Source organism: Maribrevibacterium harenarium, assembly GCF_006385675.1.
GTDB classification, from domain to species: Bacteria; Pseudomonadota; Gammaproteobacteria; order Pseudomonadales; family Marinomonadaceae; genus Marinomonas; species Marinomonas harenarium.
In genome coordinates, this window is sequence record NZ_VFRR01000001.1 from 123,030 (window position 1) to 146,330 (window position 23,301).

24 protein-coding genes are annotated in these 23,301 nt (G+C 47.6%); 7 read left to right on the plus strand and 17 right to left on the minus strand.

Features of this window, described 5'->3' with window-relative positions; genetic code table 11:
- Nucleotides 1-27: 27 nt before the first annotated feature.
- Both FJM67_RS00650 and FJM67_RS00655 read right to left on the minus strand, forming a co-directional pair.
- Complete coding sequence (locus FJM67_RS00650) at nucleotides 28-501, minus strand: DUF934 domain-containing protein (protein WP_140586692.1); 474 nt, start codon at nucleotides 499-501, stop codon at nucleotides 28-30.
- Entirely contained in the window at nucleotides 485-2,146 is a 1,662-nt protein-coding gene (locus FJM67_RS00655) for a nitrite/sulfite reductase (protein ID WP_140586694.1), read from the minus strand. Before FJM67_RS00655 ends, FJM67_RS00650 begins: the two co-directional genes overlap by 17 nt.
- Nucleotides 2,147-2,365: 219 nt before the next feature.
- Here FJM67_RS00655 and nfuA point away from each other — a divergent pair, with 219 nt between their 5' ends.
- Complete coding sequence (gene nfuA / locus FJM67_RS00660) at nucleotides 2,366-2,947, plus strand: Fe-S biogenesis protein NfuA (protein ID WP_140586696.1); 582 nt, start codon at nucleotides 2,366-2,368, stop codon at nucleotides 2,945-2,947.
- Between the two features lie 62 nt (nucleotides 2,948-3,009).
- Here the strand turns inward: nfuA and FJM67_RS00665 are convergent, their stop codons facing one another.
- Both FJM67_RS00665 and FJM67_RS00670 read right to left on the minus strand, forming a co-directional pair.
- On the minus strand, nucleotides 3,010-4,086 hold the full coding sequence (locus FJM67_RS00665; protein WP_140586698.1) for a 3-deoxy-7-phosphoheptulonate synthase: 1,077 nt from the start codon (nucleotides 4,084-4,086) through the stop codon (nucleotides 3,010-3,012).
- 121 nt (nucleotides 4,087-4,207) lie between these two features.
- Nucleotides 4,208-4,969, minus strand: a complete 762-nt coding sequence (locus tag FJM67_RS00670; protein WP_140586700.1) for a sulfite exporter TauE/SafE family protein — start codon at nucleotides 4,967-4,969, stop codon at nucleotides 4,208-4,210.
- Nucleotides 4,970-5,078: 109 nt separating this feature from the next.
- Here FJM67_RS00670 and cysB point away from each other — a divergent pair, with 109 nt between their 5' ends.
- Nucleotides 5,079-6,053 carry an HTH-type transcriptional regulator CysB gene (cysB, locus tag FJM67_RS00675; protein ID WP_140586702.1) on the plus strand — a complete coding sequence of 325 codons (975 nt, stop codon included), beginning with the start codon at nucleotides 5,079-5,081 and terminating at the stop codon, nucleotides 6,051-6,053.
- Between the two features lie 46 nt (nucleotides 6,054-6,099).
- Here the strand turns inward: cysB and FJM67_RS00680 are convergent, their stop codons facing one another.
- Entirely contained in the window at nucleotides 6,100-6,903 is an 804-nt protein-coding gene (locus FJM67_RS00680) for an ATP-grasp domain-containing protein (RefSeq protein ID WP_235889951.1), read from the minus strand.
- A 158-nt stretch (nucleotides 6,904-7,061) separates the two neighbouring features.
- Here FJM67_RS00680 and FJM67_RS00685 point away from each other — a divergent pair, with 158 nt between their 5' ends.
- From FJM67_RS00685 to FJM67_RS00705, 5 genes are all read left to right on the plus strand, one after another.
- The gene (locus tag FJM67_RS00685) at nucleotides 7,062-7,772 is read left to right on the plus strand and encodes a ZIP family metal transporter (RefSeq protein WP_235889952.1); all 711 of its coding nucleotides are present in this window, start codon (nucleotides 7,062-7,064) and stop codon (nucleotides 7,770-7,772) included.
- Between the two features lie 87 nt (nucleotides 7,773-7,859).
- Nucleotides 7,860-9,023, plus strand: a complete 1,164-nt coding sequence (locus FJM67_RS00690; RefSeq protein ID WP_140586704.1) for a benzoate/H(+) symporter BenE family transporter — start codon at nucleotides 7,860-7,862, stop codon at nucleotides 9,021-9,023.
- On the plus strand, nucleotides 9,023-9,664 hold the full coding sequence (locus tag FJM67_RS00695) for a GntR family transcriptional regulator (protein ID WP_140586706.1): 642 nt from the start codon (nucleotides 9,023-9,025) through the stop codon (nucleotides 9,662-9,664). The genes FJM67_RS00690 and FJM67_RS00695 overlap by 1 nt, the downstream gene beginning before the upstream one ends.
- A 14-nt stretch (nucleotides 9,665-9,678) precedes the next feature.
- Entirely contained in the window at nucleotides 9,679-11,349 is a 1,671-nt protein-coding gene (locus FJM67_RS00700) for a tetratricopeptide repeat-containing response regulator (protein ID WP_140586708.1), read from the plus strand.
- A gap of 10 nt (nucleotides 11,350-11,359) precedes the next feature.
- Nucleotides 11,360-12,031 carry a sensor histidine kinase gene (locus FJM67_RS00705; RefSeq protein ID WP_140586709.1) on the plus strand — a complete coding sequence of 224 codons (672 nt, stop codon included), beginning with the start codon at nucleotides 11,360-11,362 and terminating at the stop codon, nucleotides 12,029-12,031.
- Nucleotides 12,032-12,062: 31 nt separating this feature from the next.
- Here FJM67_RS00705 and FJM67_RS00710 read toward each other — a convergent pair whose 3' ends face one another.
- From FJM67_RS00710 to nadC, 12 genes are all read right to left on the minus strand, one after another.
- The gene (locus tag FJM67_RS00710) at nucleotides 12,063-12,725 is read right to left on the minus strand and encodes a sensor histidine kinase (RefSeq protein WP_140586711.1); all 663 of its coding nucleotides are present in this window, start codon (nucleotides 12,723-12,725) and stop codon (nucleotides 12,063-12,065) included.
- Nucleotides 12,726-13,946, minus strand: a complete 1,221-nt coding sequence (locus FJM67_RS00715; protein WP_140586713.1) for a response regulator — start codon at nucleotides 13,944-13,946, stop codon at nucleotides 12,726-12,728.
- A 16-nt stretch (nucleotides 13,947-13,962) separates the two neighbouring features.
- Nucleotides 13,963-14,187 carry a DNA gyrase inhibitor YacG gene (locus FJM67_RS00720; RefSeq protein WP_140586715.1) on the minus strand — a complete coding sequence of 75 codons (225 nt, stop codon included), beginning with the start codon at nucleotides 14,185-14,187 and terminating at the stop codon, nucleotides 13,963-13,965.
- Nucleotides 14,184-14,780, minus strand: a complete 597-nt coding sequence (gene coaE / locus FJM67_RS00725) for a dephospho-CoA kinase (RefSeq protein ID WP_140586717.1) — start codon at nucleotides 14,778-14,780, stop codon at nucleotides 14,184-14,186. The genes FJM67_RS00720 and coaE overlap by 4 nt, the downstream gene beginning before the upstream one ends.
- Nucleotides 14,771-15,577, minus strand: coding sequence for a prepilin peptidase (locus FJM67_RS00730; RefSeq protein WP_140586718.1), 807 nt, complete (start codon nucleotides 15,575-15,577; stop codon nucleotides 14,771-14,773). The genes coaE and FJM67_RS00730 overlap by 10 nt, the downstream gene beginning before the upstream one ends.
- Nucleotides 15,570-16,610 carry a type II secretion system F family protein gene (locus FJM67_RS00735; protein ID WP_140586720.1) on the minus strand — a complete coding sequence of 347 codons (1,041 nt, stop codon included), beginning with the start codon at nucleotides 16,608-16,610 and terminating at the stop codon, nucleotides 15,570-15,572. Before FJM67_RS00735 ends, FJM67_RS00730 begins: the two co-directional genes overlap by 8 nt.
- A 3-nt stretch (nucleotides 16,611-16,613) precedes the next feature.
- Nucleotides 16,614-17,528, minus strand: coding sequence for a GspE/PulE family protein (locus FJM67_RS00740; RefSeq protein ID WP_140586722.1), 915 nt, complete (start codon nucleotides 17,526-17,528; stop codon nucleotides 16,614-16,616).
- Between the two features lie 8 nt (nucleotides 17,529-17,536).
- Entirely contained in the window at nucleotides 17,537-17,968 is a 432-nt protein-coding gene (locus FJM67_RS00745; RefSeq protein WP_140586724.1) for a pilin, read from the minus strand.
- Between the two features lie 56 nt (nucleotides 17,969-18,024).
- Nucleotides 18,025-18,789, minus strand: coding sequence for a putative metalloprotease CJM1_0395 family protein (locus FJM67_RS00750; protein ID WP_140586726.1), 765 nt, complete (start codon nucleotides 18,787-18,789; stop codon nucleotides 18,025-18,027).
- A 68-nt stretch (nucleotides 18,790-18,857) separates the two neighbouring features.
- Entirely contained in the window at nucleotides 18,858-20,954 is a 2,097-nt protein-coding gene (gene pta, locus FJM67_RS00755) for a phosphate acetyltransferase (protein ID WP_140586728.1), read from the minus strand.
- A 44-nt stretch (nucleotides 20,955-20,998) separates the two neighbouring features.
- Nucleotides 20,999-22,195, minus strand: coding sequence for an acetate/propionate family kinase (locus FJM67_RS00760; protein WP_140586730.1), 1,197 nt, complete (start codon nucleotides 22,193-22,195; stop codon nucleotides 20,999-21,001).
- Nucleotides 22,192-23,055 (minus strand): carboxylating nicotinate-nucleotide diphosphorylase, encoded by an 864-nt coding sequence (gene nadC, locus FJM67_RS00765; protein WP_140586732.1) that lies wholly within the window; start codon nucleotides 23,053-23,055, stop codon nucleotides 22,192-22,194. Before nadC ends, FJM67_RS00760 begins: the two co-directional genes overlap by 4 nt.
- Nucleotides 23,056-23,301: the final 246 nt, after the last annotated feature.

Below are 23,301 nucleotides of genomic sequence, written 5' to 3' on the forward strand. Positions count from 1 at the left end.
TTAGACCCCTTTTTATTGATTACCAAACTAGCTGCGACGTAAGAACAGCGGACGTGGGTCATGAACATCACCTTGGTAGGCAATGCTAAATGGCTTATGCAGTTTAAGCGCTTTTTCCAGGTCGACTTCTGGAGCGAACAGGAAGCTGCTGAACCCCACCCGTAACAAATAACCAAGTTGATCAGGGATGAATCCGCCTACGGCACGAACATCTCCGGTGTAGCCAAGGCGCTCGCGCAACAGACGGGCATAACTAAAACCGCGGCCGTCTGCAAAAGCTGGGAAGTGAACAGCGATAACATCAAATTGGGTAAGGTCGACATCCGCTAGCGCTTCCGTACCTTCGCCCGCATCGATCCAAATACCAGCAACCGTTGGCTTGTTTTCCAACCAAAACTGCATCGGCACGATACTATTGCTATCGATGGTTTGTTGCTCGACATCTTGAACCCATTCCTGGGAAGTGGTGACGATCTCGCCGTTCTTAATTAACTTTGGCATATGCCGCCTCCTTGAATGGTGCCATGCCGATGCGGCGGTAAGTGTCAATAAAGCGTTCTTCTTCAGTTCGATTAGCGATGTAAACACCGATAATTTTCTGGAGTACGCCGGCAATATCTTCTTGTGCAAAAGAGGGGCCTAGAATCTTACCGATAGAGGCATCATGACCAGATGCGCCTCCGAGGGAGATTTGGTAGAACTCTTCCCCTTTTTTGTCGACGCCAAGGATACCGATGTTACCCACATGGTGGTGACCACAAGCATTCATACAGCCAGAAATATTCAAATCCACGTCGCCAATATCATAGAGGTAATCTAAGTCAGCAAAGGCGTTTTGCACCTGTTCAGCGATAGGAATAGATTTGGCGTTAGCAAGAGCACAGTAGTCTCCGCCAGGGCAGCAAATCATATCGGTTAGTAGGCCCAGCGTGGGTGTAGCGAAACCATACTCTTTGGCCGCCTCCCAAACTTCGACTAATTGGTCTTGGCGAACATCTGCCAAAACGAGATTCTGTTCGTGACTAACACGCAGTTCACCAAAGCTGTATCTATCAGCCATTTCAGCGGCTTTGTCCATTTGCTCGGCGGTGGCATCACCGGGCGCTTGTCCCGCTTTCTTCAGTGTTAGTGTCACGATACGGTAGCCAGCTTGCTTGTGAGCAAAGGTGTTACGTTCAAACCAACGGGCAAAACCAGGACTTTGCGCCAGTTTTTCTTGCAGTGAATCAGGTTGGTCTGCTAGCGCTTCGTATGCAGGTGCCGTAAAGAAGCCCTGTAGGCGCTCGAACTCGGACATGGGTACTGTGCTTTCTTTACCGCGTAAATGGGCCCATTCCGCATCAACTCGGCGACGAAACTCGTCGATTCCTAGTGCTTTTACTAGGATTTTAATACGCGCTTTGTATTTGTTGTCACGACGACCATGTTGGTTGTAAACGCGAATAATCGCATCTAGATAGGTAAGTAGGTCTGCCCGTGGTACAAATTCGCTGATTACTTCGCCTACCATTGGCGTACGACCTAAGCCACCACCAACAATCACCTTAAAGCCGATGTTGCCGTCAGCATCTTTTTTGATGTGAAGACCAATGTCATGCACTTGGGTGGCGGCACGGTCAGCGGATTCGGTAGCGTTCACTGCAATCTTGAACTTACGTGGCAAGAAGGCAAACTCTGGGTGGAAAGTTGACCACTGGCGAATTAATTCACAGTAAGGACGGGGATCAACTACTTCGTCAGCGATGACGCCAGCGTATTGGTCAGTGGTGGTATTGCGAATACAGTTACCGCTAGTCTGAACAGCATGCATCTGTACTTGTGCCAATTCTTCAAGAATATCCGGCACTGTCTCTAGTTTTGGCCAGTTAAACTGTAGATTCTGGCGAGTTGAAAAGTGACCGTAGCCTTTATCATAACGACGTGAAATGTCTGCTAATTTACGTAGCTGGTCGCTGGATAGCATGCCATAGGGAATGGCAACCCGTAACATAGGGGCATAACGTTGCACGTAAAGGCCATTTTGTAAGCGTAGTGGCAGAAACTCTGCTTCACTAAGCTCTTTATTTAGATAGCGTTGGGTTTGATCGCGAAACTGAGCGACACGCTCTTCCACTAGTTGCTGATCAATTGCGTCATACTGATACATGAGGTGACTCAAACCGTTGTTTAGAATTTTGATCGGTAGACTCTAACAAAAATCCTTTATTCCTAAAATGAATATTTAACTATATCTTTAGGGTTTTTATTAATAAGGGATATTGAAACTAAGAAAAAATACCTTAGTTATTTACTAGGTCTTTTGTTTGCAAAAAATTGTCGGTAACATTAGCCATATACAACCGATAGCAGTGATGTAAGGGTACTTATGAATATTACGATTACCGAAGGTGCTCAAAACTACTTGGCAGGCTTGTTAGAAAAACAAGATGTGCCTGGTATGGCGGTGCGCATGTTTATCCAGCAGCCCGGCACCCCTTATGCGGAGACGTGCTTGGCCTACTGTCGCCCAGAAGAAGTCAACGAAACCGATGAGATTTTGGATTTTGCCAATATCCGTTTCTATATCGAAAAAACGTCGGTTCCTTTTCTTGATGAGGCCTTTGTTGACTACGCCACCGAAAAAATGGGTGGCCAGCTAACCATTAAAGCGCCTAATGCTAAGATGCCTAAGGTTACCGCAGACAGTCCGATACAAGATCAAATCAATTACGTGCTTTACTCTGACGTGAACCCTGGGCTTGCTGCCCATGGTGGTGAGGTGAAATTGATTGAGGTGCTTGAAGGCAACATTGCGGTGTTGCAATTCGGTGGTGGTTGCCAAGGGTGTAGCGCAGTGGACTTGACCCTTAAAGATGGTGTTGAAAAGACGCTAATGGATAAGGTTCCAGGATTAAATGGTGTGAAAGACGCAACAGACCATACTGTTACTGATAACGCTTTCATGTAATCTAAACTATGAAAGTCACAAAAAAACGCGCCGAGGCGCGTTTTTTTGTTTAATTGAAGCAATTAACTGCGTTGGCGTGCTGGTAACACCTCACGCAACGAGTTGGCTAGCTCCGTTAGACAATTTTCAGTCGTTGCCCAATCAATGCAACCATCGGTAATCGACACACCGTATTGCAACTCGGTTTTATCTGCTGGCACTTTCTGGTTGCCCCAACCAATGTTACTTTCAATCATCAAGCCCATGATTGACTGGTTGCCGGCAATGATCTGACGCGCAGCTTCGGCTGCAACTTCGGGCTGAAGCTCTGGTTTCTTCGCTGAATTTTCGTGAGAGCAATCGATCATGATGTTTGCCTTCAAGGAGGCTTTAGCTAACTCAGCCTCACTTGCTGCGATGTGGGCGACGCTGTAATTGGGCTGACCATTGCCGCCACGCAAGACGATATGACCGTACTCGTTTCCTTTAGTGTTAACGATACTAACTTGACCTAGCTCGTTGATACCTAGGAAAGAGTGGGGGTGGGATACTGACTGCATAGCATTCACAGCTACCGTCATGGAACCATCGGTGCCATTTTTGAAGCCCACTGGGCCAGAAAGGCCAGATGCCATCTCACGGTGTGTTTGCGATTCAGTAGTACGAGCACCGATAGCCGACCAGCTAATCAAGTCTTGATAGTACTGTGGTGAAATGGGATCAAGCGCCTCGGTAGCAAGTGGTAGGCCAAGCTCAACTAAATCAATCAGGAGCTTGCGCGCCACCCGCATGCCTTTTTCAATATCAAAAGAACCGTCTAGATTTGGATCGTTGATTAGGCCTTTCCAGCCAACGGTGGTACGTGGCTTCTCAAAATAAGCACGCATAATGATATAAAGAGTGTCACCCACCTGTTCAGACAGGGCTTTCAGGCGCTTGGCATAATCTAGCGCCGCTTCTGGGTCATGAATAGAGCAGGGGCCAATGACAACAGCAAGACGATGATCTTTGCCATCAAGAATATTTTTAATAACGTCGCGGGACTGAGCGACATGCTCTCGCACAGCTTCAGTCAGGGGTAACTCGGATTTTAAAGTCGCTGGTGTTACCAATGGAATCAAAGAGGCGACGTTTAAGTCCTCTAAACGGGTATCACTCATTATAGGTTTCCTAGTATTACTAAATGGTGCGTCTAAAAAACGCTTTTGTTATAGAAAGACCTACATTACCCGTTTTTACCTGCTTAATGAACCAGTTACCCTTAGAAAAAGGTCTTATTTACTAGAAAAATAGGTATTTAACACCGAATGCACCCAGCGCACTGGCAAGAACCGGTTGCAGTAGCTTATTGGGTACAAAAGTGGCCAAATGCGTACCAATATAAATGGCTGGAATAGAGCCGAGCAGTAATCCTGCTAATAGGTAGTAGTCAATGTTGCCGAGAAAAATATGACCAATACCCGCCACCAAGGTCAGCGGCACCGCATGGGCCAAATCAGTGCCTACCACATTTTTCGCTAGCATAGCGGGGAATAATAGCATCATCATGGCCGTCCCTAAGGCACCGGCACCGACAGAGGTAAGCGTAACCAATACTCCTAACACTAGACCGCAAATGAAGATATAAAGACGACCCTGACGAGGCGAAAAGTTTGGATTCAAAATATCGTGAAGACGTTTACGGAACACTATTACCAGTGCTGTTAGTAGTAACATAAGCCCAAGTGTTCCGGTCAATAGATCCTGATAGTGATGGGCTCCTTCGAAGGTAGAGAGCACATAGATAGTGGCTAACGAAGCCGGCAAACTACCCGCGGCCATGGCGAGCATTATAGGCCAATTCACATTGCCCCGCCGAGCATGCATGTAAACTCCAGTGCTCTTTGCAATACCGGCGTATAACAGATCGGTACCAATGGCGATGTGGGGTGGGAAGCCAAACATTAATAACAGTGGGGTCATGAGGGAGCCACCACCGACTCCGGTGATACCCACCGCCAAACCGACCCCAACACCCGCGACTATGTACCAAATAAAATCCATTGCGACTCAACTTAACGTGAATTGAAGTGGCAACCTTAGGTTTTTTTTACTATTCTATAAAGTAATATTTTCTTATGTTTTTAACTCTTTTTAGAATAAGAGGCGGCAAATGAAACTACAGCAATTGAAATATATCTGGGAAGTCGCCCGACACGACCTCAATGTGTCCGCTACCGCGCAAAGTCTATATACCTCCCAGCCGGGGGTAAGTAAGCAAATTCGGTTACTAGAAGATGAACTCGGTATCGAAGTGTTCGCCCGCAGTGGTAAGCACTTGACCCACGTAACGCCAGCCGGAGAAAAGATTATTGCTCTGGCGGGCGAAATACTGAGTCAGACACAAAATATTAAGAAAGTGGCAAAAGAGTTTAGTGATGAGCGTAAAGGCTCCCTAGATATTGCTACGACTCATACTCAAGCCCGCTACGCATTGCCGAAAGTGATACACAGCTTCATCGAAGATTACCCCGACGTGTCTCTCCATATGCATCAAGGGACGCCGATGCAAATTGCCGAAATGGCAAACGACGGGGTAGTGGACTTTGCAATTGCAACGGAAGCATTGGAGCTATTTGGAAATCTGGTAATGCTGCCTTGCTACCTATGGAATCGTTCGGTGGTAGTGCCCAAAGATCACCCATTGGCACAGGTGTCACAGCTGACTTTGCAAGAGTTGGCCAAGTACCCGATTGTCACCTATGTGTTTGGTTTTACTGGCCGCTCGCAATTGGATGAAGCCTTTCAGAGTGCTGAACTAGAGCCTAACGTCGTGTTCACTGCCGCCGATTCGGACGTGATCAAAACCTATGTTCGGTTGGGGCTCGGTGTTGGTATCGTGGCGACCATGGCTTTTGACGCCGAGCTAGATAGCGATTTGGTAGCATTGGATGCTTCTCATCTGTTTGCGGACAGTGTTACGAAGATAGGCATTCGCACCAATACCTTTATTCGTGGCTATATGTACGAATTTATTCGTTCCTTTGCTCCACACTTAACCAAAGATTTAGTGATAGAAGCGATGTCCGCTGGCGGTCGCCAAGAAGTCGAAGCATTATTTGCAGATATTGAGTTGCCGCGTTACTAATTAATACACTAACACACCGGAGCGACCCGAGGTCCTCCGGTATGAGTTAAGCCAATTGATTGAGTTCCAGTGTCTGATGGCTCAAATATTGAGTGTTTAGATAAGACAGGATCTCGTTATCTACCGCTTGTTGCAAATCGACTATTCCTTGATTACCGAATATGCGGTTGATTTCAATCAGATAGGCTTGAGAGCCTACCATTGCTACATCAAATCCGGCGTGATCAATATTGAGGTGATGAGCCACGTATTCCACTAGATCCAGCGCCTCTTTGGGTACTAGTGCGATCTCAACCTGTCCACCTTGACTAATATTGTTATAAAAGCCTTTCTCTGCTTGTAAGCGCCAATAGCCCGCAATCACCTTGCCTCCGACCCATACAATGCGCAGATCTCGGTCGATCGGCAGATATTCCTGTACATACAGCACTGATGAGCGCTCACAATACTGGCGCCAGTCAACTAGACTATCGATAAGATATACCCCTTGCCCCATACTACTGCGGGGAATCTTGGCGACAAATGGCGTGGGCATAATTGACCACAAATAATCCGCTTCATTTTGTGTATTCGGACGAATTTCCGTGTAAGGATGATTGGCAGGAATTATGGTCATAAAAGTGCGCGTCATTTCTACTTTGTCGTGACCAATCATGTACGTCTCTAGGCTAGGAAAAATCGGCTTATGCAAACCATGGACGAGTGCATTTATCTGCCAATATTCGGGAAAGAGTACGAAGTCGGCGGCGCGGATTTCTTCTAGATGCCCATACATATGTTCCGGTTTAATGTAGCGTACATTGGGGAGATGTAAGGTGCGTAGGGCATTAAAAGAAATCAGATTCATCATAGCGTTACCGAGTAATCAACATGGCGCGGATATTAAGGTGCGCGTGCTTAATTACCAAGCGATATTTGGTCGGAACTAGGCGCTTTATGGTGAAATTTATTCACCGACAGGGGCGTCTCAGTGTCGCCATCACTTTCGAATAATAAGGAGAGTTTGTCTTGTTTGAATGGCTATACATACTTTTATTGACGTTATTGGCGGGGCTGGCGATGCCGTTGGGTGGCGCTTTGGCATCGATCCCTGGCTTTGTGCCAGACTGGCTAGACGAGGAGTTTCGCCATAGTGTTACCGCGTTCGGCGCCGGTGCCTTATTGTCGGCGGTGGCTTTAGTGTTAGTGCCCGAGGGTATACCACAATTTGACACGCTGATGGTGGCGGTGTTGTTCCTATCTGGTGGTGTCGCCTTCATGGTGATCGATATCCTGCTGTATCGCTACCAAACCTCCGCGAGTCAGCTGGTCGCCATGCTGACAGATTTTATTCCTGAATCTATTGCGCTTGGGGCATCATTGGCGCTAGGCGGTGTTAACTCACTGCTATTGGCCCTGCTTATTGCTATGCAAAATATACCTGAGGGCTTTAATGCCTTCCGTGAAATTAAGGAATCTGGACGGATGCCCAATCGGCGCATAATTTTGTTGTTCACTATGCTGGCGTTTACCGGACCAATAGCCGCCTTAGGTGCCTACTTTTGGTTAGCTCAATATGAAGAGTTTGTGGCAGGCTTAATGTTGTTTGCCGCAGGTGGAATACTCTACGCCGTATTTCAGGATATCGCCCCTCAGGTGCGATTGGAGCGACATTGGGGGCCACCGCTTGGGGCGGTAATGGGCTTCATGTTGGGTATTATTGGTTATATGTTGACTTAGGGCACGCTGTATACACAAATTAAAATGTATACAATATTTATCGGGTTCGCTATTCTGCGATCAACGTAGCATTAAGGAGTTCTAGTCGTGTCCCTATTAAAGGATATCTCCCCCAGTACTATCAGTGCAGGATTTGTCGCCGTGTTGGTTGGCTTTGCCAGTTCTGTGGCTATCGTATTTCAGGCAGCCAATAGCGCGGGTGCGAATGAGCAGCAGGTAGTGTCTTGGATTTTCGCGCTCGGTATTGGTATGGGCGTTACCTGTATAGGCTTGTCTTGGTATTACCGCGCGCCGGTGATCACCGCGTGGTCTACCCCTGGGGCGGCATTATTAGCAACCAGTTTAGACGGCTTAACCTACGCCGAAGCAATCGGTGTGTTTATCTTCACGGGTGCTCTCATTTTTATAACCGGTATTAGCGGTTTGTTTGGTCGATTTATGGCGATAATCCCAACATCCATCGCCAGTGCCATGTTGGTAGGGGTTTTGGTGCCCTTTGGCTATGGGGTATTCACTCCTTTTGCTGAAGCACCTTGGGTCATTGGTCTTATGTTAGTGAGTTATTTGCTGGCTAAGCTTTGGTTACCCCGATATGCCGTTATATTAGTGTTAGTGGTCGCTATCATTTGTGCCTTCTATCAAGTTGGCGAGTCAGTTCAGCTCAATTTCTCGATGAGTACTATGCTTTGGCAGACCCCCGATTGGAATATCGGGGCCTTGATTGGTGTAGGCATTCCGTTGTTTATTGTTACCATGAGTTCCCAGAATATTCCTGGTGTCGCTGTCCTTAAGGCGGAGGGGTATCAAACGCCAATTTCGCCATTGATTTCGACCACGGGGTTAGTCAACATGGTGATGGCGCCATTTGGTGGTTTTGCATTTAATTTAGCAGCCATTACAGCGGCAATTTGCGCCGGGAAAGAAAGTCACGAGGACAAGAATAAGCGTTATGTGGCGGGCATTTTTGCCGGTATTTTTTATCTCATTGCTGGGGTTTTTGGGGCAACGCTAGTTGCGCTATTTTTTGTGATCCCTAGTTATATTGTTGCTGCATTGGCTGGTATTGCCCTCTTTACTACCATAGCAAATAACCTGCATGTGGCTATGGCGGATGTAAGTCAACGGGAAGCCGCACTGCTGACGTTCTTGGTCACCGCATCCGGCGTGAGTTTTATGGGTGTTGCTTCCGCATTTTGGGGAATACTGGTAGGGTTAACCACTTATTACTTATTTGCAAAAAGAGCCGTTTAATGAACACAGCTCCTACGGGCGATTTATATAACACGCTAAAAAACGATATTGTAAGCGGTGTGCTCCCCAGAGGGTTACCGTTGCGCCAGCAAGACTTATCGGAGCGCTACCAGGTAAGTCGTATCCCAGTTCGGGATGCCATGATGCAGCTCAAAGCAGAGGGGTGGCTAGTGCCCCACGGTAAGGCAGGCGTCATGATCCCGAAACTGAATTGGCTAGAGGCGGAAGATCTCTACCAGATGCGTGCCTTATTGGAAGTACAGTTATTAGCCTATGCCATACCAGGTATCAATCATGAGGTGTTGGGGCGCGCTCGGGACATCAATCACCAGCTCAATGCACCACATTTAGATTTGCTCGGACGAGGACAGTTAAACTGGCTTTTTCACGCCACTCTTTACCAATGTGCTTGCCGTCCAGCCTTATTTCGCACCGTAGAATCCTTAAATGATCAGGTTCGCCGTTATATGGGGTTCCAATATGGGCCTTTGGGTTATCAAGACACCAGTCAACAGGAACATGATCGCTTACTTACTTTGCTAGAGCGCAAGCAACAGGCAGAGGCGATGAAACTATTGCAGCAACATATCGAGGAAGCAGGTATATTGCTTGTTGATTATCTTCAAAAACTAGAACAGTAAGAGCAAGACGTTCAGTGGATACAAATATATTAGTTGGTCGCGCAAACAGTCAGCCATCGCCTTACGCCAAGTTACGAGCCCTGGTTGCGGATGAGTTTGAAAATTCGCGGCAATCTATCAGGCAGATGCTGATCGCATTGGGAGTCGCCAATGTCGACGTTACATCAAATGGTAAAGGTGTCATTGACTCCTGCCGCGCCCATAAGTACGACTTAATTTTATGCGACTTTCGTCTCGGTAATGGCAAAAATGGTCATCAAGTTTTAGAAGAGCTGCGGGCCCTAGGTTTGCTGAAAAGTAACGCCATGTTCGTCATTGTCTCAGCGGAAACCTCCCGTGACGTAGTCATGGGAATTATGGAGGCGGGGCCTGATGAGTACCTGAGTAAACCTTTTACGCAAGGGGTATTAGCTCGGCGTCTTGAGCGCTTATTCAAGCAAAATAAAGCGCTCGAGAAAATCAAACAAGCTCAAGCGGCGGGTGACAACAAGATGTTGATAGCCCTGTGTCGCCAGCATATTGAAAGTGAGGGGCGCTTTTCTGCTTGGTGCAAAAAAGCCCTGGTGGAGGCCTACATAAAGACAGGTCAGTGGCAGTCTGCCAAGCATCTTTGTTTGCAAGAACTAGAAGCGCGTGACCTAGACTGGGCCTTGCTTGGCCTAGCGCAAATTAGCATAGCCAAGAACGATCTTGATGACGCCATTCAGCACTTAGAAAAGACCTTACAATTGTTTCCTCAAGCGATTGCTGCCTATGACCTACTAGCAGAATGTCTTGAGAAGAAGAATAAAACTCTTGATGCCCAGCGAGTCCTAGAGGATGCATTGAAGCTCTCTCCAAGAATTCATCATCGGCAGCGTAAGATGGTCGATGTCTCCCTGCTTAATGGGGACACACAAACCGCACTGAAAGCCAGTCAAACCACTTTGCGGTTAGCCACTAACTCTATCCATGAAAATCCAGATGATTATGTGAAGCATGTGGATGTGGCGTCAGAGGCGGCAGGTGACATAGGTAACAGTGCTGATAAAAAGCGTCTTTTGAATGAAGCGGCTGCTGCACTTTCCCAATTAGGGAAACGCTTCAACGACGATCCTTCTGTAAAAGTGAGAAAAGCCCTTGCAGAGAGCCGCTTCCATGCCTCACAGGGTAATAAGATAGACTCCGAGAAGGCGCTTAAGGCTGCACGTAGCGCAATGCAAGAGTCTCCAGAATCGTTGTCGATGGAAACCCAAATAGAATTAGGGAAAACACTTTTTGTATCCGGGAAGGAAGAAGAAGCAGAACGTTTATTCTCTACGCTCGTTGGTGATCAGCACGTTGATCCTCAACTAAAGCAGAAGATAAACGACTTTATGGATGAGCCGGTATCACCGACGGCAAAAGCCAAAGCTAAGGAATGCAACAGTGTTGCTTTGGCAGCCTACGCTAAAAAAGATTTTCCTGCCGCTATTGCTGCTTTTAAAGAAGCCCTTGAGTACTCCCCGCGGCACCCCGGTTTAAATCTAAACCTAGTACAAACCTGTCTTAAATTGATGGGGAAAGAGGGAGAGCAGCGTTACCTTATTAATGAATGCCTAGAAGCCATGAGACGAGTACGGCATATCAACCCCTCCCATCGGCAGTATACCCGTTATGAGAACTTAAAGGACTTTCTCAAAACTAACTACAAGATCGTGATTTAGGAAGATGACTGTGCAAGAGAATACCAACACACCAAGCTTTGAACATCTGCTAAGTGCGTCCGTGAATGACATGAAAAACTCCTTGTCTATGGTGTTGCAAACCTTAGATGGCCTTCCTGCCGAGCATCAACAGACTCTCGGTACGGTTCAGTACGAAGCCACACGCATGCAGAATACCTTGACCCAGCTCTTGGGACTTTATCTTATAGAGCGCGGCACCTTACCGGTACAAATGTCAGAGCACTATTTGATCGACATTGTCGAAGAGTGTGTTATCGCTCAGCGTTCCTTGTTGGAAAGTAAAGGAATACAAGTGGAATTGGATGTTGATGATATTAGCTGGTATATGGATGCCCAGTTAATCTCCTCGGTAGTCAATATTGCATTGGTTAATGCAGTTCGCTACACCAAGAGTCAAATATCCATTAGTGCGGGCATGAGTGACGGTTATCTATATCTGCATGTTGATGATAATGGGCAAGGTTACCCGCCAATAGTGCTGGAGAAATTTCAGCAACTGGTTTCTGATCAAGCTGCTTTGGATGCTAGCAGCCAGACATTGGGTTGGTACTATTGTGAGCGAGTGGCTGCGATACATTGCAATCAGGGACGCAAAGGGAGTACGCGCTTGAGTAATGAAAGCCAACTAGGTGGCGGCCGTTTGAGTATTATTCTGCCTTAGGCAGATAATACTCATAACGAAGAGTGAACCGTTATTGGGGCAGGTAGATGGACAAGCGGGCACCACCTAACTTTGGCGCTTGCCCCCTCTTAATAAGTCCGTGTTTTTCCTGGGTGCGATGCGCATTTGCCGCTAGCTCAGCGAAATAGAGACCTAGGCCAGTGTGACTAGTATCGTCATCGTGATGGGCTTTTGCTGAAGTAGTGGAGACAAACCCTTGGCCATCATCGTCAACATGAATTATCAAAAAATCACCCTCACGTTCTGCCGAGAGCTCAATAGCAGTCTTTGCGAAACGTAGGGCGTTGTATACCGCTGTGCTGATCACAGCCGTCATGAGTCGTTCGTCAAATACCCCCACCAAGCTAGCATCAACAGAGAAACTTAAGTCCAATTGCTTCGCTGCCGCAGCGGGTTGGAGGGCAAAAACCTGATCGTCTAGAAATTCTTCCACAGACCAGCAGTCGTAATGCAGCTCATAGCCATTTGAAGATAGCCGGTAGAGGTAAAGATACTCCACCCACTCATCATTTATTTGCTTGAGCCCTTCTTCGATCTGCTGCACCACGCCCATGCCAGTGGTGCCCTCCACATGAGGTTTCAGACTTTGCAGCTGAAATAATAGATTACCAACATGGTTTTTGCTTTCGTGTATGGCACTGGCAAGAACAGTACTTAAGTCGAGTTTTTTCATTTAGCTGGCCGCTTGAATTTTACTAATAAGTGCTTTGGTACTCGAGTTTGGTGAGCTCGCGACACCGCTTTCAATGTCATGAAGCCAGACTTCTATGAGCTGCTTTGCTGTTGGTACTTCTCCGGTAGCATAATACAGCTCTATCTCAGCCGCATAGGAATCTGCTCTTACTTGTGGGTTATCACTGTGATTTTGTTGTAACTTTTTCAGAGAGTTCTGAAAATTATCAAATTGGCGGGGCAACAACTCACCAGTGTGCGCAATAGCAACAATAGAGCGCAGATGTTGCAAATATACCTCGGCGTCATCAAAGCACGAGTGTTTAGCTAAAAACACTGCTCGGCGATAAGCCATTTCCGCTAGCGTTGGATCGTTGATAAGTAGACTCAAGCGACCTAATTCCATTTGACGCAATAAGTTTTTCGGCGAGCGCGACACCGCATTCATTAACACACTATGGGCTTGCTCAATATCTTGCTTTTCTTCGAGGGTTTTCGCCAACCAATCGTAGGCACTGACAAAGAATTTGTTATCTAAGGTAAGCTGACGGAATTTGTCTTCAGCAGTATCGAATTGACCGAGATAGTACAGCGCTCTTGCTTGACCAAACAAAGCCCAAGGCATTTTTCGTTCGGCAAGATTGCGTTTGAAATGCTGCAGCGCTTCTTGATATTTGCCTAGCTTCAGTAAAGCATCACCAATAATTCTTTGGCATTTGCCAGCGAGTACGGGAATTTCTGTAGCAATACTCTGTGCTTTACGAATTACATCCTCATAGTCCGATGCATCTAAGGCGCTATTTACCGGCTCAAGTTGGGCTTTTACCTTCAATAGCTTTAACAGGCGTCGTTGCAGCATCGCTTGGGAGAACGGCTTGGTAATGTAGCCGTCGGGCTGAAATTCGATCGCTCCCATGACCATTTCAATCGAGGTTTCCGCGGTAACCATTAGGTAAGTGGAGGTATGAGGTACAAGATTGGAATGGCGTATCTCTTCCAGCAATTGCTGACCATCCTTGCCATTGCCAAGGTTGTAGTCGGACAGAATTACGTCGTACTTGTGTCGCTTTAAGAGATCAATGGCGCTTTCTGCTTTCATTGCAATTTCAATGTGCTTAAAACCAAAGTCTTGCAACATTTTCTTTTGCAGAATCCTCGCTTCTGCCATGTCTTCGATAAGTAAGGCGGTCTTACTGCTGAAATCGATTTCAATCCCTTTCATTGGCAACTACTCCCAACTATAAAAAGGAACGGTTAGGGTTAGCGACGAGGTCGCCGGAAAATACCTCATCTTCTTCGGAATCGATTTGAGCAATGCTGTAGGTTCCACTTGCCCATTCACCTAAGTCGATTAGCTTGCAACGTTCACAACAAAACGGTCGGTAGGGATTCTCTGGACTCCATTGCGCATCTTTACGACAAGTCGGGCAGGGAATACTCTTATTTTTTTGCGTCAAACTCATACTAGCTGCAACTGTAACATATTGTGAAGGCTAAGAACCTTATCATTCAATTCGTCCGCAGTGCCAGTGTTCTTGATAATAAAATCCGCTTTAGCGCAGCGTTCTATGTCACTTAATTGGGTTGCGAGGATATTTTTAACCTGTTGCTGGTTGTTCTGATCACGCTGCATGACTCGCTCAATTTGCTGTTCTGGCGTTACGCTGATAGCAATGGTCCACTGGCATAAGGCTTCATGTCCCTTTTCGAAGAGTAGTGGATGTACCAGAAGGCAATACTGGCCGCTACATGCAGCAAGCTCTCGCTTAAGTTGCTCCCGTATGGCAGGGTGAGTTAATTGTTCTAGCCATTCACGTTCCTTATCCTCTTGGAAAATGATTTTGCGGAGTGCGGCTCGGTCTAACTCCCCGGTGGGTGTACGTATGCTTTCGCCAAAATGTTCGAAGATCGCAGCTAGGCAAGCAGAACCAGGCTCGACGACTTTTCTGGCAACCAAGTCGGCATCTACATATTGCACGCCAAGTTTGGCGAAAGCATTTGCTACTGTCGTTTTACCGGAGCCGATACCCCCGGTGAGTCCTACGATTACAGCCAAAAGGTTTCTCCTAAAAAATACACGTAAGCCGCTCCGGCAAGGTAGGGGCCAAAGGCAATATGACGGTGCTTATGCCGTCGCCAAACTGCGATAACCAAGCCTGTTAGGGAGGCCAATAACAGCACCCAGCTGAGTGCATCTAAACCTAGCCATACGATAAGCGCAGCTAAAAATTTTGCATCCCCCAACCCGATCGCCTCAACGTCTCGAAGATAAAAATACAAGCTTCGTAGCAGATAGATAATTGTAAAAGCAGCTAATCCTGCGAGTAAATGGTTTGCGAGCAGAGCAGGGGTGGGCTGATATTGAAGGATTGCGATAGCAATAATCCCGAATGATACAAAATCGGGTATCCAATAATGTTCGCGATCAATCACCGCACCAATTAACAGCAACACAATAATGAGTGAAATTGCTAGTAGCTGTAACTGGCCAAGGTTCATCCAAAGCAGCGGAAGAGCAAGTAATAGGGTTAATAGTTCTATTGTTGGGTAACGGTAAGAAATAGGGTGCTGGCAATAGCGGCAGCGCCCTTTACTGCTTAAAAAGCTGAAAACGGGAAGCAAATCCCGCCATGCTAATGAGTGATTACAGTGTGGGCAGACGGAACGCCCCTGATGAAACCCAGCTGGCTTAGGTTCTGAAGGTTGGCGAGCAATACCAAGCAATTCACGAGCTTCATGGCGCCACAAGTAATCCTGCTGTCGTGGCCAGCGATAAGTAAACGCAGCGATGGCGCTGCCAGCACACAGCCAAAAGACTCCAAATAATAGGGAGGTGACTAGATTTTCAAGCAAACTGGTTCATCTCCAGCAGGGGGCCATAAATTGAAACTAGGGCGTTTGCAACCGTTAGGGCAGCGATCATCATGCCAATTATTGGCGCAACTCGTTTGACTCTCCTCAGTATACACGCCACTTTTTCTTGGTGGTATTCATGGGTGTAGTGAAAAGCTTTAATACTATCGCCTGTGGCACGAATATCCTCTATATAGCTCCAGCCGATGGCATCGAACCAAGACTTCGGCAGGGCTTCGGTTAAGTCTTTACCGTTGTGTAAATTCAGATTGGCTTCCCATAGCTCTATTTGTTGTGTTGCGGGTTTTGGAAGAGTCGTTAGATTCAGTAGTGCGGCATGTAGTGGCGTCCCACACTTTAGTTGCGTCGTTGTCAGTGCAAAAATATTTGCAAGGGAAAAGCTTTGATGTGTTTGATTAAGCCAGCGTGGCAACCAGCCGGAGAGGGTTAAGAGCAAGAAAAGGCCACAAAATAGGATAATGCCCAGCATTATTATGTTATCTACAAAGGTTGCTGTAGCCATGCCGAGATTGGTAAGTGCAAATTTGATAAGCACGCTACTTATCATAATGAACATCGGATACCACGCCGCTTGCAGTAATTGGTTGCGCAGAGATGACTGCTTATCCAACTGCGCCATCACCGACTCAAGGGCAATTAAATAACTCTGGCTACTGCTGAAGTTTGGTAGAAGTGCAAAAAAGCTAGCCAATTCTCCGTGGCAGATTTTACTTAAACTAGTGAATAATGGATGTCCTTGCCTCAGATAATACTCAAGCCCCAATAGACAAAGTCTCTCTCGTGATGAACTAGCGTCAGTAAGCTGCTGTAGCGCTTCGCGAATAGACCACCCTTGCTGTAGTCGCAACAAGAGTTGTTCCAACAGTTTTCTCATCTGTTTATGGGTGAGTGTTGGGATAGAGACCGGTTTTATATTTCGCCATGGTTTGTTTGTAGCTTGTGAATACGCGATTAAATCCATTTCGTCCGATGCTAGGAACAATTCCCGCTGATCAAATAAATACCATTGCATAGGTTATATCCAGTACCAGTTGCTTGGCTCATTGATAAGCGCCTGATAGTGAGCGGGAAGCTTCGTTGTCCAGTTAGGAAATATGGCGCTGAACTGTGGCCGGTATCCTTGGGCGTCAAAGCTCATGGTTTGATGTACGACTAGCCGTAAAATGCTGGCTAAAGAAAAGTAGTCAATCTGCCAGTGTTGTAACCTTTGTATAGCACCAATTGGGCTGTGTGCATGCAATGTGGCCAATACCAAGTGGCCCGTCATCGCGGCGGCAATAGCCAATTCCGCCGTCTCTTGGTCGCGTATTTCACCCACGAGAATCACGTCAGGATCTTGGCGCATAAAGGACTTTAATAAATAGGTGCTATAGATGCCAATATCGTTATTGGCTTGGCATTGATACACCCCAGGAAGGTCCACCTCAACTGGATCCTCTATGGTGAAAATGGTGCGGCTACCATCATTTAAATGTTGCAGCGCTGAATATAAGGTGGTGGTTTTACCGGCTCCAGTCGCCCCACATACCAGTATCAAGCCACTTGTTTGGGACAATGTGTCTCGCAGTAGTTGCTGAAGCGGCACAGGCATAGCCAGCTCTTCGATTGTTAGTAGCCTGGCGGGCGTGAGTAACCGCAAGGCGACCTTTTCCCCTTCCGTCGTCGCGATCACGCTAACGCGTATTGATGTGATGTTACCATCGTAACGATATTCGAATTGCCCCTCCTGAGTGCGGCGGTGTTCACCGATATCAAGGTTAGCTTGAATTTTAATTCTATTGAGTAGTAGCCCGCTTTTTACCAATACCTCACGACGACAGATTGTCCCATAGCGGCGAAATAATACGGTGCTTACATCGTTCGTGATATGAAGGTGGATATCACTGCAATTTTCAGCCAATGCTTGATCTAGAAGTTGCTCCAAAGTCATGGCGGCTCCTAGGGTGTGGCAAGGGTGCAGTTTTCAGGTAGGAGTTCCGCAGGCAAGCTTGAAGTGCATTGCCAGCTACCATCGCTTTGGCGCGAATAAACCAGGTTTTTTCCAGCTTCTAACCCTGTGGTTGCCGCGAGGGTAACGGTTAAGGTTCCAGTACCAGCGGTTTGTCCCTTATTCAATGCAACCGATGAGACGATCGGCACAGTAGCGCTCGAAGCAATAAATGCGTCACTGGCGGAGCTAGGGAAGTCATTGTTAAGCAAAACATACTCGTTGATATTGCCAATCGCTTGACTAGCGTACAGTTCGCCGTCGAGTAGTTTTGCTTTAGTGAGGTAGCGGGTGAGTTTTGGGGCGGTAAAAGTCGCTAAAACCGAGATAATAGCGATTACTACCATAAGTTCTACTAAAGTGAAGCCGCTGCGGGTGCGCATGGTAATCCTCCTTGATTATGTCAATACTTCTATCCTTGAAGTGTTAGACGCCTTGCTTAGGCGCTAGCAATAATATTGGGGCGAGGCTCGGTCATTGTCGATTGATATATCTCAAGACTTTTGCGATTTGCTGAACTTGCGTTGGCCTGTGGTGGTTCTGCGGAGGATGTATCAGGACGATTGGAGTCACTGTTCTCCTTGGGCGCTGGGTTGCCATTTGTTACAGACTCGGCACGGGCTTCGCTGATGGTATTTTGCGCTTCGCGGGCCACCGCATGATCTGCTGCTGAAGGTTCAGCTGGAGCCATAGCTGCACGTATTACCTGCTGCATTTTGGTGATCGTCGCTTGGGGGTCACCAGCGACCTTGGCAACATCTATGGATACTTCTCCATCAGTTATATAGCGCTTTCCATCTGGGCCTTGGGTATAGCTGTAGCTGGGTGCACCAGCATACTGTCCGCCGGCGCTGCGGTGGGCTTCCTCGTGGGTTCTGACTTCTTGGTCACGGGCTTGCAAGCGATCTACTTCGGCCTGCTCATCTTCTGAAAGCTGCTGTTGCGCCTCGTCTTCTACCCGTTCTTGTCGCGGTGTTTCATTAGCTTCTTCCGCTTGAGTTTCTTGCTGCTCTGCGGAGCTATCGTCTGAGCCTAGCTGTTGCGCTTGTTCCGATAGGGACACGGTGTAGTCTGAGAGATTGCGGCTAGCGATAGGCGAGCCCGAGTCGCTAGCCTCGTTGGCGAATGTTGCAGGGATAGATGTATTACCACGTGAAACCGTGTAGGGATAAGTTTCGATGGATAACGCAACACTTCCAGACATGGGACAGGGCTCTTACAAAAACGAATAAATTAAAGTTAATGGAAGAACCCTGTTTTGTCTAGGGAATGTCAAGCACCTATCGACCCAGCTTGGATAGCGGTAATTGCGATGGTGTAAACGATGTCATCCACGAGCGCGCCCCGTGAAAGGTCGTTTACTGGTTTTCTGATGCCTTGCAGCATTGGACCGATGCTAATGACATCAGCGCTTCGTTGCACGGCTTTGTAGGTAGTATTGCCGGTGTTTAAGTCCGGGAAAATAAACACCGTGGCTTTACCTGCAACCTTGCTGTTTGGCGCTTTTTGCTGGGCCACTTTTTCCATGATAGCGGCATCATATTGAAGAGGTCCGTCAATCAACAGATCAGGTCGACGGGACTGCGCAATGCGAGTGGCTTCCCGCACTTTTTCTACGTCATTACCACTACCTGAGCCCCCAGTGCTGTAGCTGATCATGGCAACTCTCGGGGCAATACCAAAGGCACGGGCGGAGTCAGCACTTTGAATCGCGATCTCTGCGAGTTGTTCCGCACTTGGATCTGGATTGATGGCGCAGTCACCATAGACTAATACCTGATCCGGTAAACACATAAAGAACACCGACGATACCAAACTTGAATCAGGTGAAGTTTTGATCAACTGCAGAGCTGGACGAATGGTGTTAGCGGTGGTGTGTACCGCTCCAGAGACAAGACCATCAACGTGGTTTTGTTCCAACATCATGGTTCCAAGCACGACTTGGTCTTGCAGTAGCTCCCGGGCCACGATATCGGTGAGACCCTTGTGCTTACGGATTTCCACCATAGGGGCCACATAGCGTTCGCGAATGGAATCAGGATCTAGAATCTCTACGCCATGGTTCAGCTCGATACCATTATTCTGGGCAATACGGCGGATTTCTTCTTCTTTGCCAAGCAGGGTGCAGCGAGCGATACCGCGCTCGGCGCAGATAGACGCAGCCTGAATAGTACGGACTTCTTCGCCTTCCGGTAGGACAATCCGCTTATTAAGCGCGCGCGCTTGCTCAATCAAGCGGTAACGGAATGCTGGTGGTGATAGCTTACGCTCCTCGTGATTGAGGGCGAAGGAGTTTATCCAGTCGTGGTCGATACAGCGGGCAATATGTTCCTTCACATTGAGAATGCGCTCTTTGTCATCCAGAGGAATTTCTTGGTTGAATGACTGCATCTTAATGGCGGTATCCCAACTGTTGCTTTCTACCGATAGGATAGGGAGCCCCTTAGCCATAGCTTTACCGCAGAGCGCAATCAACGCCGCACTTGGTTCATAGCCGCCAGTCAACACCAGTGCAGCAATTTTAATATCGTTGAGCGCCGCAATAGCGGTAGCCATGATTACATCGGTACGGTCGCCAGGAGTAAATACCAATACTCCCGGACGCAAGGCTTCTAGTACATTTTCAACGCCCCGAGCACACAGAGTGTAAGACTGGATGCGTCGAGTATCCATTTCACCGGCGTTGATAATTCGCGCACGTAAAAACTCAGCAACGTCTTTTACACGCGGATAGGTAAGTTCTTCAGCGACAGGAATTTGACCGAGTAGGGCAAAGTTACGCTTAAAGATCGGCCGACGGGCAAATTGATCGCCGTAAGATTTTGCCCCCAGCGACCCTGGTATGGTTTTATTCAGAATGCAGCCGATGACATCATGGGCCTTGATACCGCCGTAGGATCCTGCCGCGATTTCCACATGGTGTTCTAAATCTTGAACCCGCATGTCGTTTGGTGCAGTAACTAGGACTAAACCGGCGTCCAAGGTTCTCGCTATCGCCTTATTTAACCGCGTGGCGTAGGGGTGGCCAGGAATTTGCGCCAAGCCTTCCACAATGATGGTTGAGTCGTTATCGACACTGGCCTGAAAACGTCCGACCACTTCCTCCATCAACTCATCAATATTGTCGTTGTATAAATAGCGCTCCGCTTCATGCAAGGGTATTGGTTCAACCGGACGTAGAGAAGATCCTTGTGCCACCATCGCGGTAGAACGATCCGGGCCTTCATCCCCAGGATGAGGTTGGGCGATAGGTTTAAAAAAGCTAGCCTTTAAACCTTGTTGCTCCAAAGCCCGGACTAAGCCGACTGAAACCGAGGTCAGTCCAACCCCTGGTCCCGTAGGTACTGTCATAAGTACATTTGTGGTCATAATATAAAATAAAAACCTTTTTCAGATAGTAGGTCTGACACCAATTAACGACGGTTAATAACCAAAGACAGTGTGTCCCGAGCGATCATCAGTTCTTCATTTGTAGGAATGATCCAAATCTCAGGGGTTGATTTACCAATTGAAGCTTCCGCACCCCGTGGAGTCTCATCATTTTGTCGGCTATCTAGTCGCACGCCAGCAAATGCCAATCGACGGCAGATACCAGCACGTATGTAGCTCGAATTTTCACCAATGCCGCCAGTAAAAATGAGTGCATCAAAACTGTCTAACGTGGTCGCGACGCTAGCAATTTGTTTCGCCGCCCGAGAAGCGAACATATCTAATGCGAGCTGCGCTTTTTCATCCCCCGCAAGCATGGCCTCTTCAAGTGTGCGGCAATCGTTCGAGAGCTCCGACACTCCCAGCAAACCGCTCTCTTTATTGAGAATATCGAGGGCAGCGGCGGAGCTTATATTGTCGGCGTTTTTCATGAAAGTAATAAGACTTGGATCCAAACTGCCAGAACGGGTACCCATCATCATACCTTCCAGAGGCGTAATGCCCATGCTGGTGTCCCGCGCTTGCCCCTGTTGCACCGCACAAACACTGGCACCGTTACCCAAATGAGCAATAATCAAGCCAGCTGCTTTAGCATCTGGTTTAATTTGCGCGAAGCGTTCTGCAACATAACGATAACTTGAACCGTGAAAGCCAAATTTACGCAAACGATTGTTACGGTAGTAGCGCATTGGAATAGGGTAAAGAAATTGCTCTGGGCTAAGAGTTTGATGAAACGCGGTATCAAACACCGCCACTTGATCAAGCCCAGCAAACAAACGAGCAGCTTCGTTAATGCCTATTAGATGGGCTGGATTGTGCAAGGGGGCAAAGCGCGCGCAGTCTTCGATGCCTTGCAATACATCCTGATCGATAAGGGCAGAGGAGGTGAAGGTTTCACCCCCATGCACCACTCGATGGCCAATGCCCACTAAACGTTCGGCTATGTGTGGGTAGCGGTTGAGCCATTCCCGAATCGCGCTAATCGCAGCCGCGTGGGAGCTTTCCTCTAGAGGGTGCGTGACTTTGGTTCCTTGGTATTTAAAGGTGATACTGCTGTCTGAACTGCCCAGTTTATCGGCAATACCTTCAACCATTAATTGGCCTGGATGCTGCCCCATGACAGCGAATTTTAACGAGGAACTGCCACAGTTTATGACTAAAACGAGAAAGTTATCACTCACAGATTGGCTTCCTTTACTACTCTTAGTGATAAGTCGATCGCTTGGACATGCTTGGTGATGGCTCCAACCGAAATGAAATCCACGCCAGTGGCGGCGACCGCCTTGATATGTTCATCCGTCATATTTCCGGATGCTTCGAATTTTACCTGGCCGCGGTAGGTGTTAACCGCCGTTTTCATGTCTTCGAGAGAGAAATTGTCCAACATAATAATGTGGGCACCAGCGGCTACCGCTTGAGCAACTTCATCAAGGTTTTCGGTTTCTATTTCAATCGGTTTTCCCGGAGCAATGTGCTCAGCCTGTTGCACCGCGGCCGCAATCGAACCGGCCGCCATGATGTGGTTTTCCTTAATCAAAAAGGCATCATACAACCCAACACGGTGATTGGCCGCGCCACCAATTGCAACGGCATACTTCTGGGCGAGACGTAAGGAAGGGATTGTTTTACGCGTATCCAAAATGGTTAATGGGAACCCAGTTGCTTTGGCGATATCGGCATAGCGGCGCGCTACGCTGGTGGTATAGCTTAAAAGTTGTATGTAGTTCAGGGCAGTCCGCTCCCCAGTGAGTATGCTGCGCGCAGAACCAGACAACGTTAAGAATGGCTCATTAGGGGGCAGATCATCTCCTTCTTCAAAGTGCCAAGTGAGTTGAACCTTATCATCTAGTTGGCGAAAAACTTCCTCGGCCCAAGGACGGCCACATAACACGGCGGCTTCTCGGGAAATCACGGTGGCGACAAGCGTATTTTCTGATGGAATAAGCTGAGCGGTGATATCTCCACTGCCAATGTCTTCAGCAAGAGAGAGGGCTACGTGGTGCTGAATGTCATTAAGCAGCAGTTGCTGGTCTATGGTCATGCCTAATTCTCAATATGTTACAAGTAGTTACACTATTGTATACGCTAACGAGAAGGACGTCAGTGACGTCGGTAGGCTTTCCTTTAAATTGCACCAGATTGTCATTCATTTCGTTAATGATGACTATATTTTTTTGAAATAAAGAAGTATAAAAAGGGGGCTTAGAAACGGGAAAGCAATGAAATTTGCACCACTATGGCGCAAAAATGCAGCTTTGAGTTCAGAAAACACCCAGCCTTATACTGG

Excerpts from the sequence above, each read along its gene's own strand:
- FJM67_RS00650 (WP_140586692.1), bottom strand. The coding sequence starts at position 501 with ATGCCAAAGTTAATTAAGAACGGCGAGATCGTCACCACTTCCCAGGAA.
- FJM67_RS00655 (WP_140586694.1), bottom strand. The coding sequence starts at position 2,146 with ATGTATCAGTATGACGCAATTGATCAGCAACTAGTGGAAGAGCGTGTC.
- nfuA (WP_140586696.1), top strand. The coding sequence starts at position 2,366 with ATGAATATTACGATTACCGAAGGTGCTCAAAACTACTTGGCAGGCTTG.
- FJM67_RS00665 (WP_140586698.1), bottom strand. The coding sequence starts at position 4,086 with ATGAGTGATACCCGTTTAGAGGACTTAAACGTCGCCTCTTTGATTCCA.
- FJM67_RS00670 (WP_140586700.1), bottom strand. The coding sequence starts at position 4,969 with ATGGATTTTATTTGGTACATAGTCGCGGGTGTTGGGGTCGGTTTGGCG.
- cysB (WP_140586702.1), top strand. The coding sequence starts at position 5,079 with ATGAAACTACAGCAATTGAAATATATCTGGGAAGTCGCCCGACACGAC.
- FJM67_RS00680 (WP_235889951.1), bottom strand. The coding sequence starts at position 6,903 with ATGATGAATCTGATTTCTTTTAATGCCCTACGCACCTTACATCTCCCC.
- FJM67_RS00695 (WP_140586706.1), top strand. The coding sequence starts at position 9,023 with ATGAACACAGCTCCTACGGGCGATTTATATAACACGCTAAAAAACGAT.
- FJM67_RS00710 (WP_140586711.1), bottom strand. The coding sequence starts at position 12,725 with ATGAAAAAACTCGACTTAAGTACTGTTCTTGCCAGTGCCATACACGAA.
- FJM67_RS00715 (WP_140586713.1), bottom strand. The coding sequence starts at position 13,946 with ATGAAAGGGATTGAAATCGATTTCAGCAGTAAGACCGCCTTACTTATC.
- FJM67_RS00720 (WP_140586715.1), bottom strand. The coding sequence starts at position 14,187 with ATGAGTTTGACGCAAAAAAATAAGAGTATTCCCTGCCCGACTTGTCGT.
- FJM67_RS00735 (WP_140586720.1), bottom strand. The coding sequence starts at position 16,610 with ATGCAATGGTATTTATTTGATCAGCGGGAATTGTTCCTAGCATCGGAC.
- FJM67_RS00740 (WP_140586722.1), bottom strand. The coding sequence starts at position 17,528 with ATGACTTTGGAGCAACTTCTAGATCAAGCATTGGCTGAAAATTGCAGT.
- FJM67_RS00745 (WP_140586724.1), bottom strand. The coding sequence starts at position 17,968 with ATGCGCACCCGCAGCGGCTTCACTTTAGTAGAACTTATGGTAGTAATC.
- FJM67_RS00750 (WP_140586726.1), bottom strand. The coding sequence starts at position 18,789 with ATGTCTGGAAGTGTTGCGTTATCCATCGAAACTTATCCCTACACGGTT.
- pta (WP_140586728.1), bottom strand. The coding sequence starts at position 20,954 with ATGACCACAAATGTACTTATGACAGTACCTACGGGACCAGGGGTTGGA.
- nadC (WP_140586732.1), bottom strand. The coding sequence starts at position 23,055 with ATGACCATAGACCAGCAACTGCTGCTTAATGACATTCAGCACCACGTA.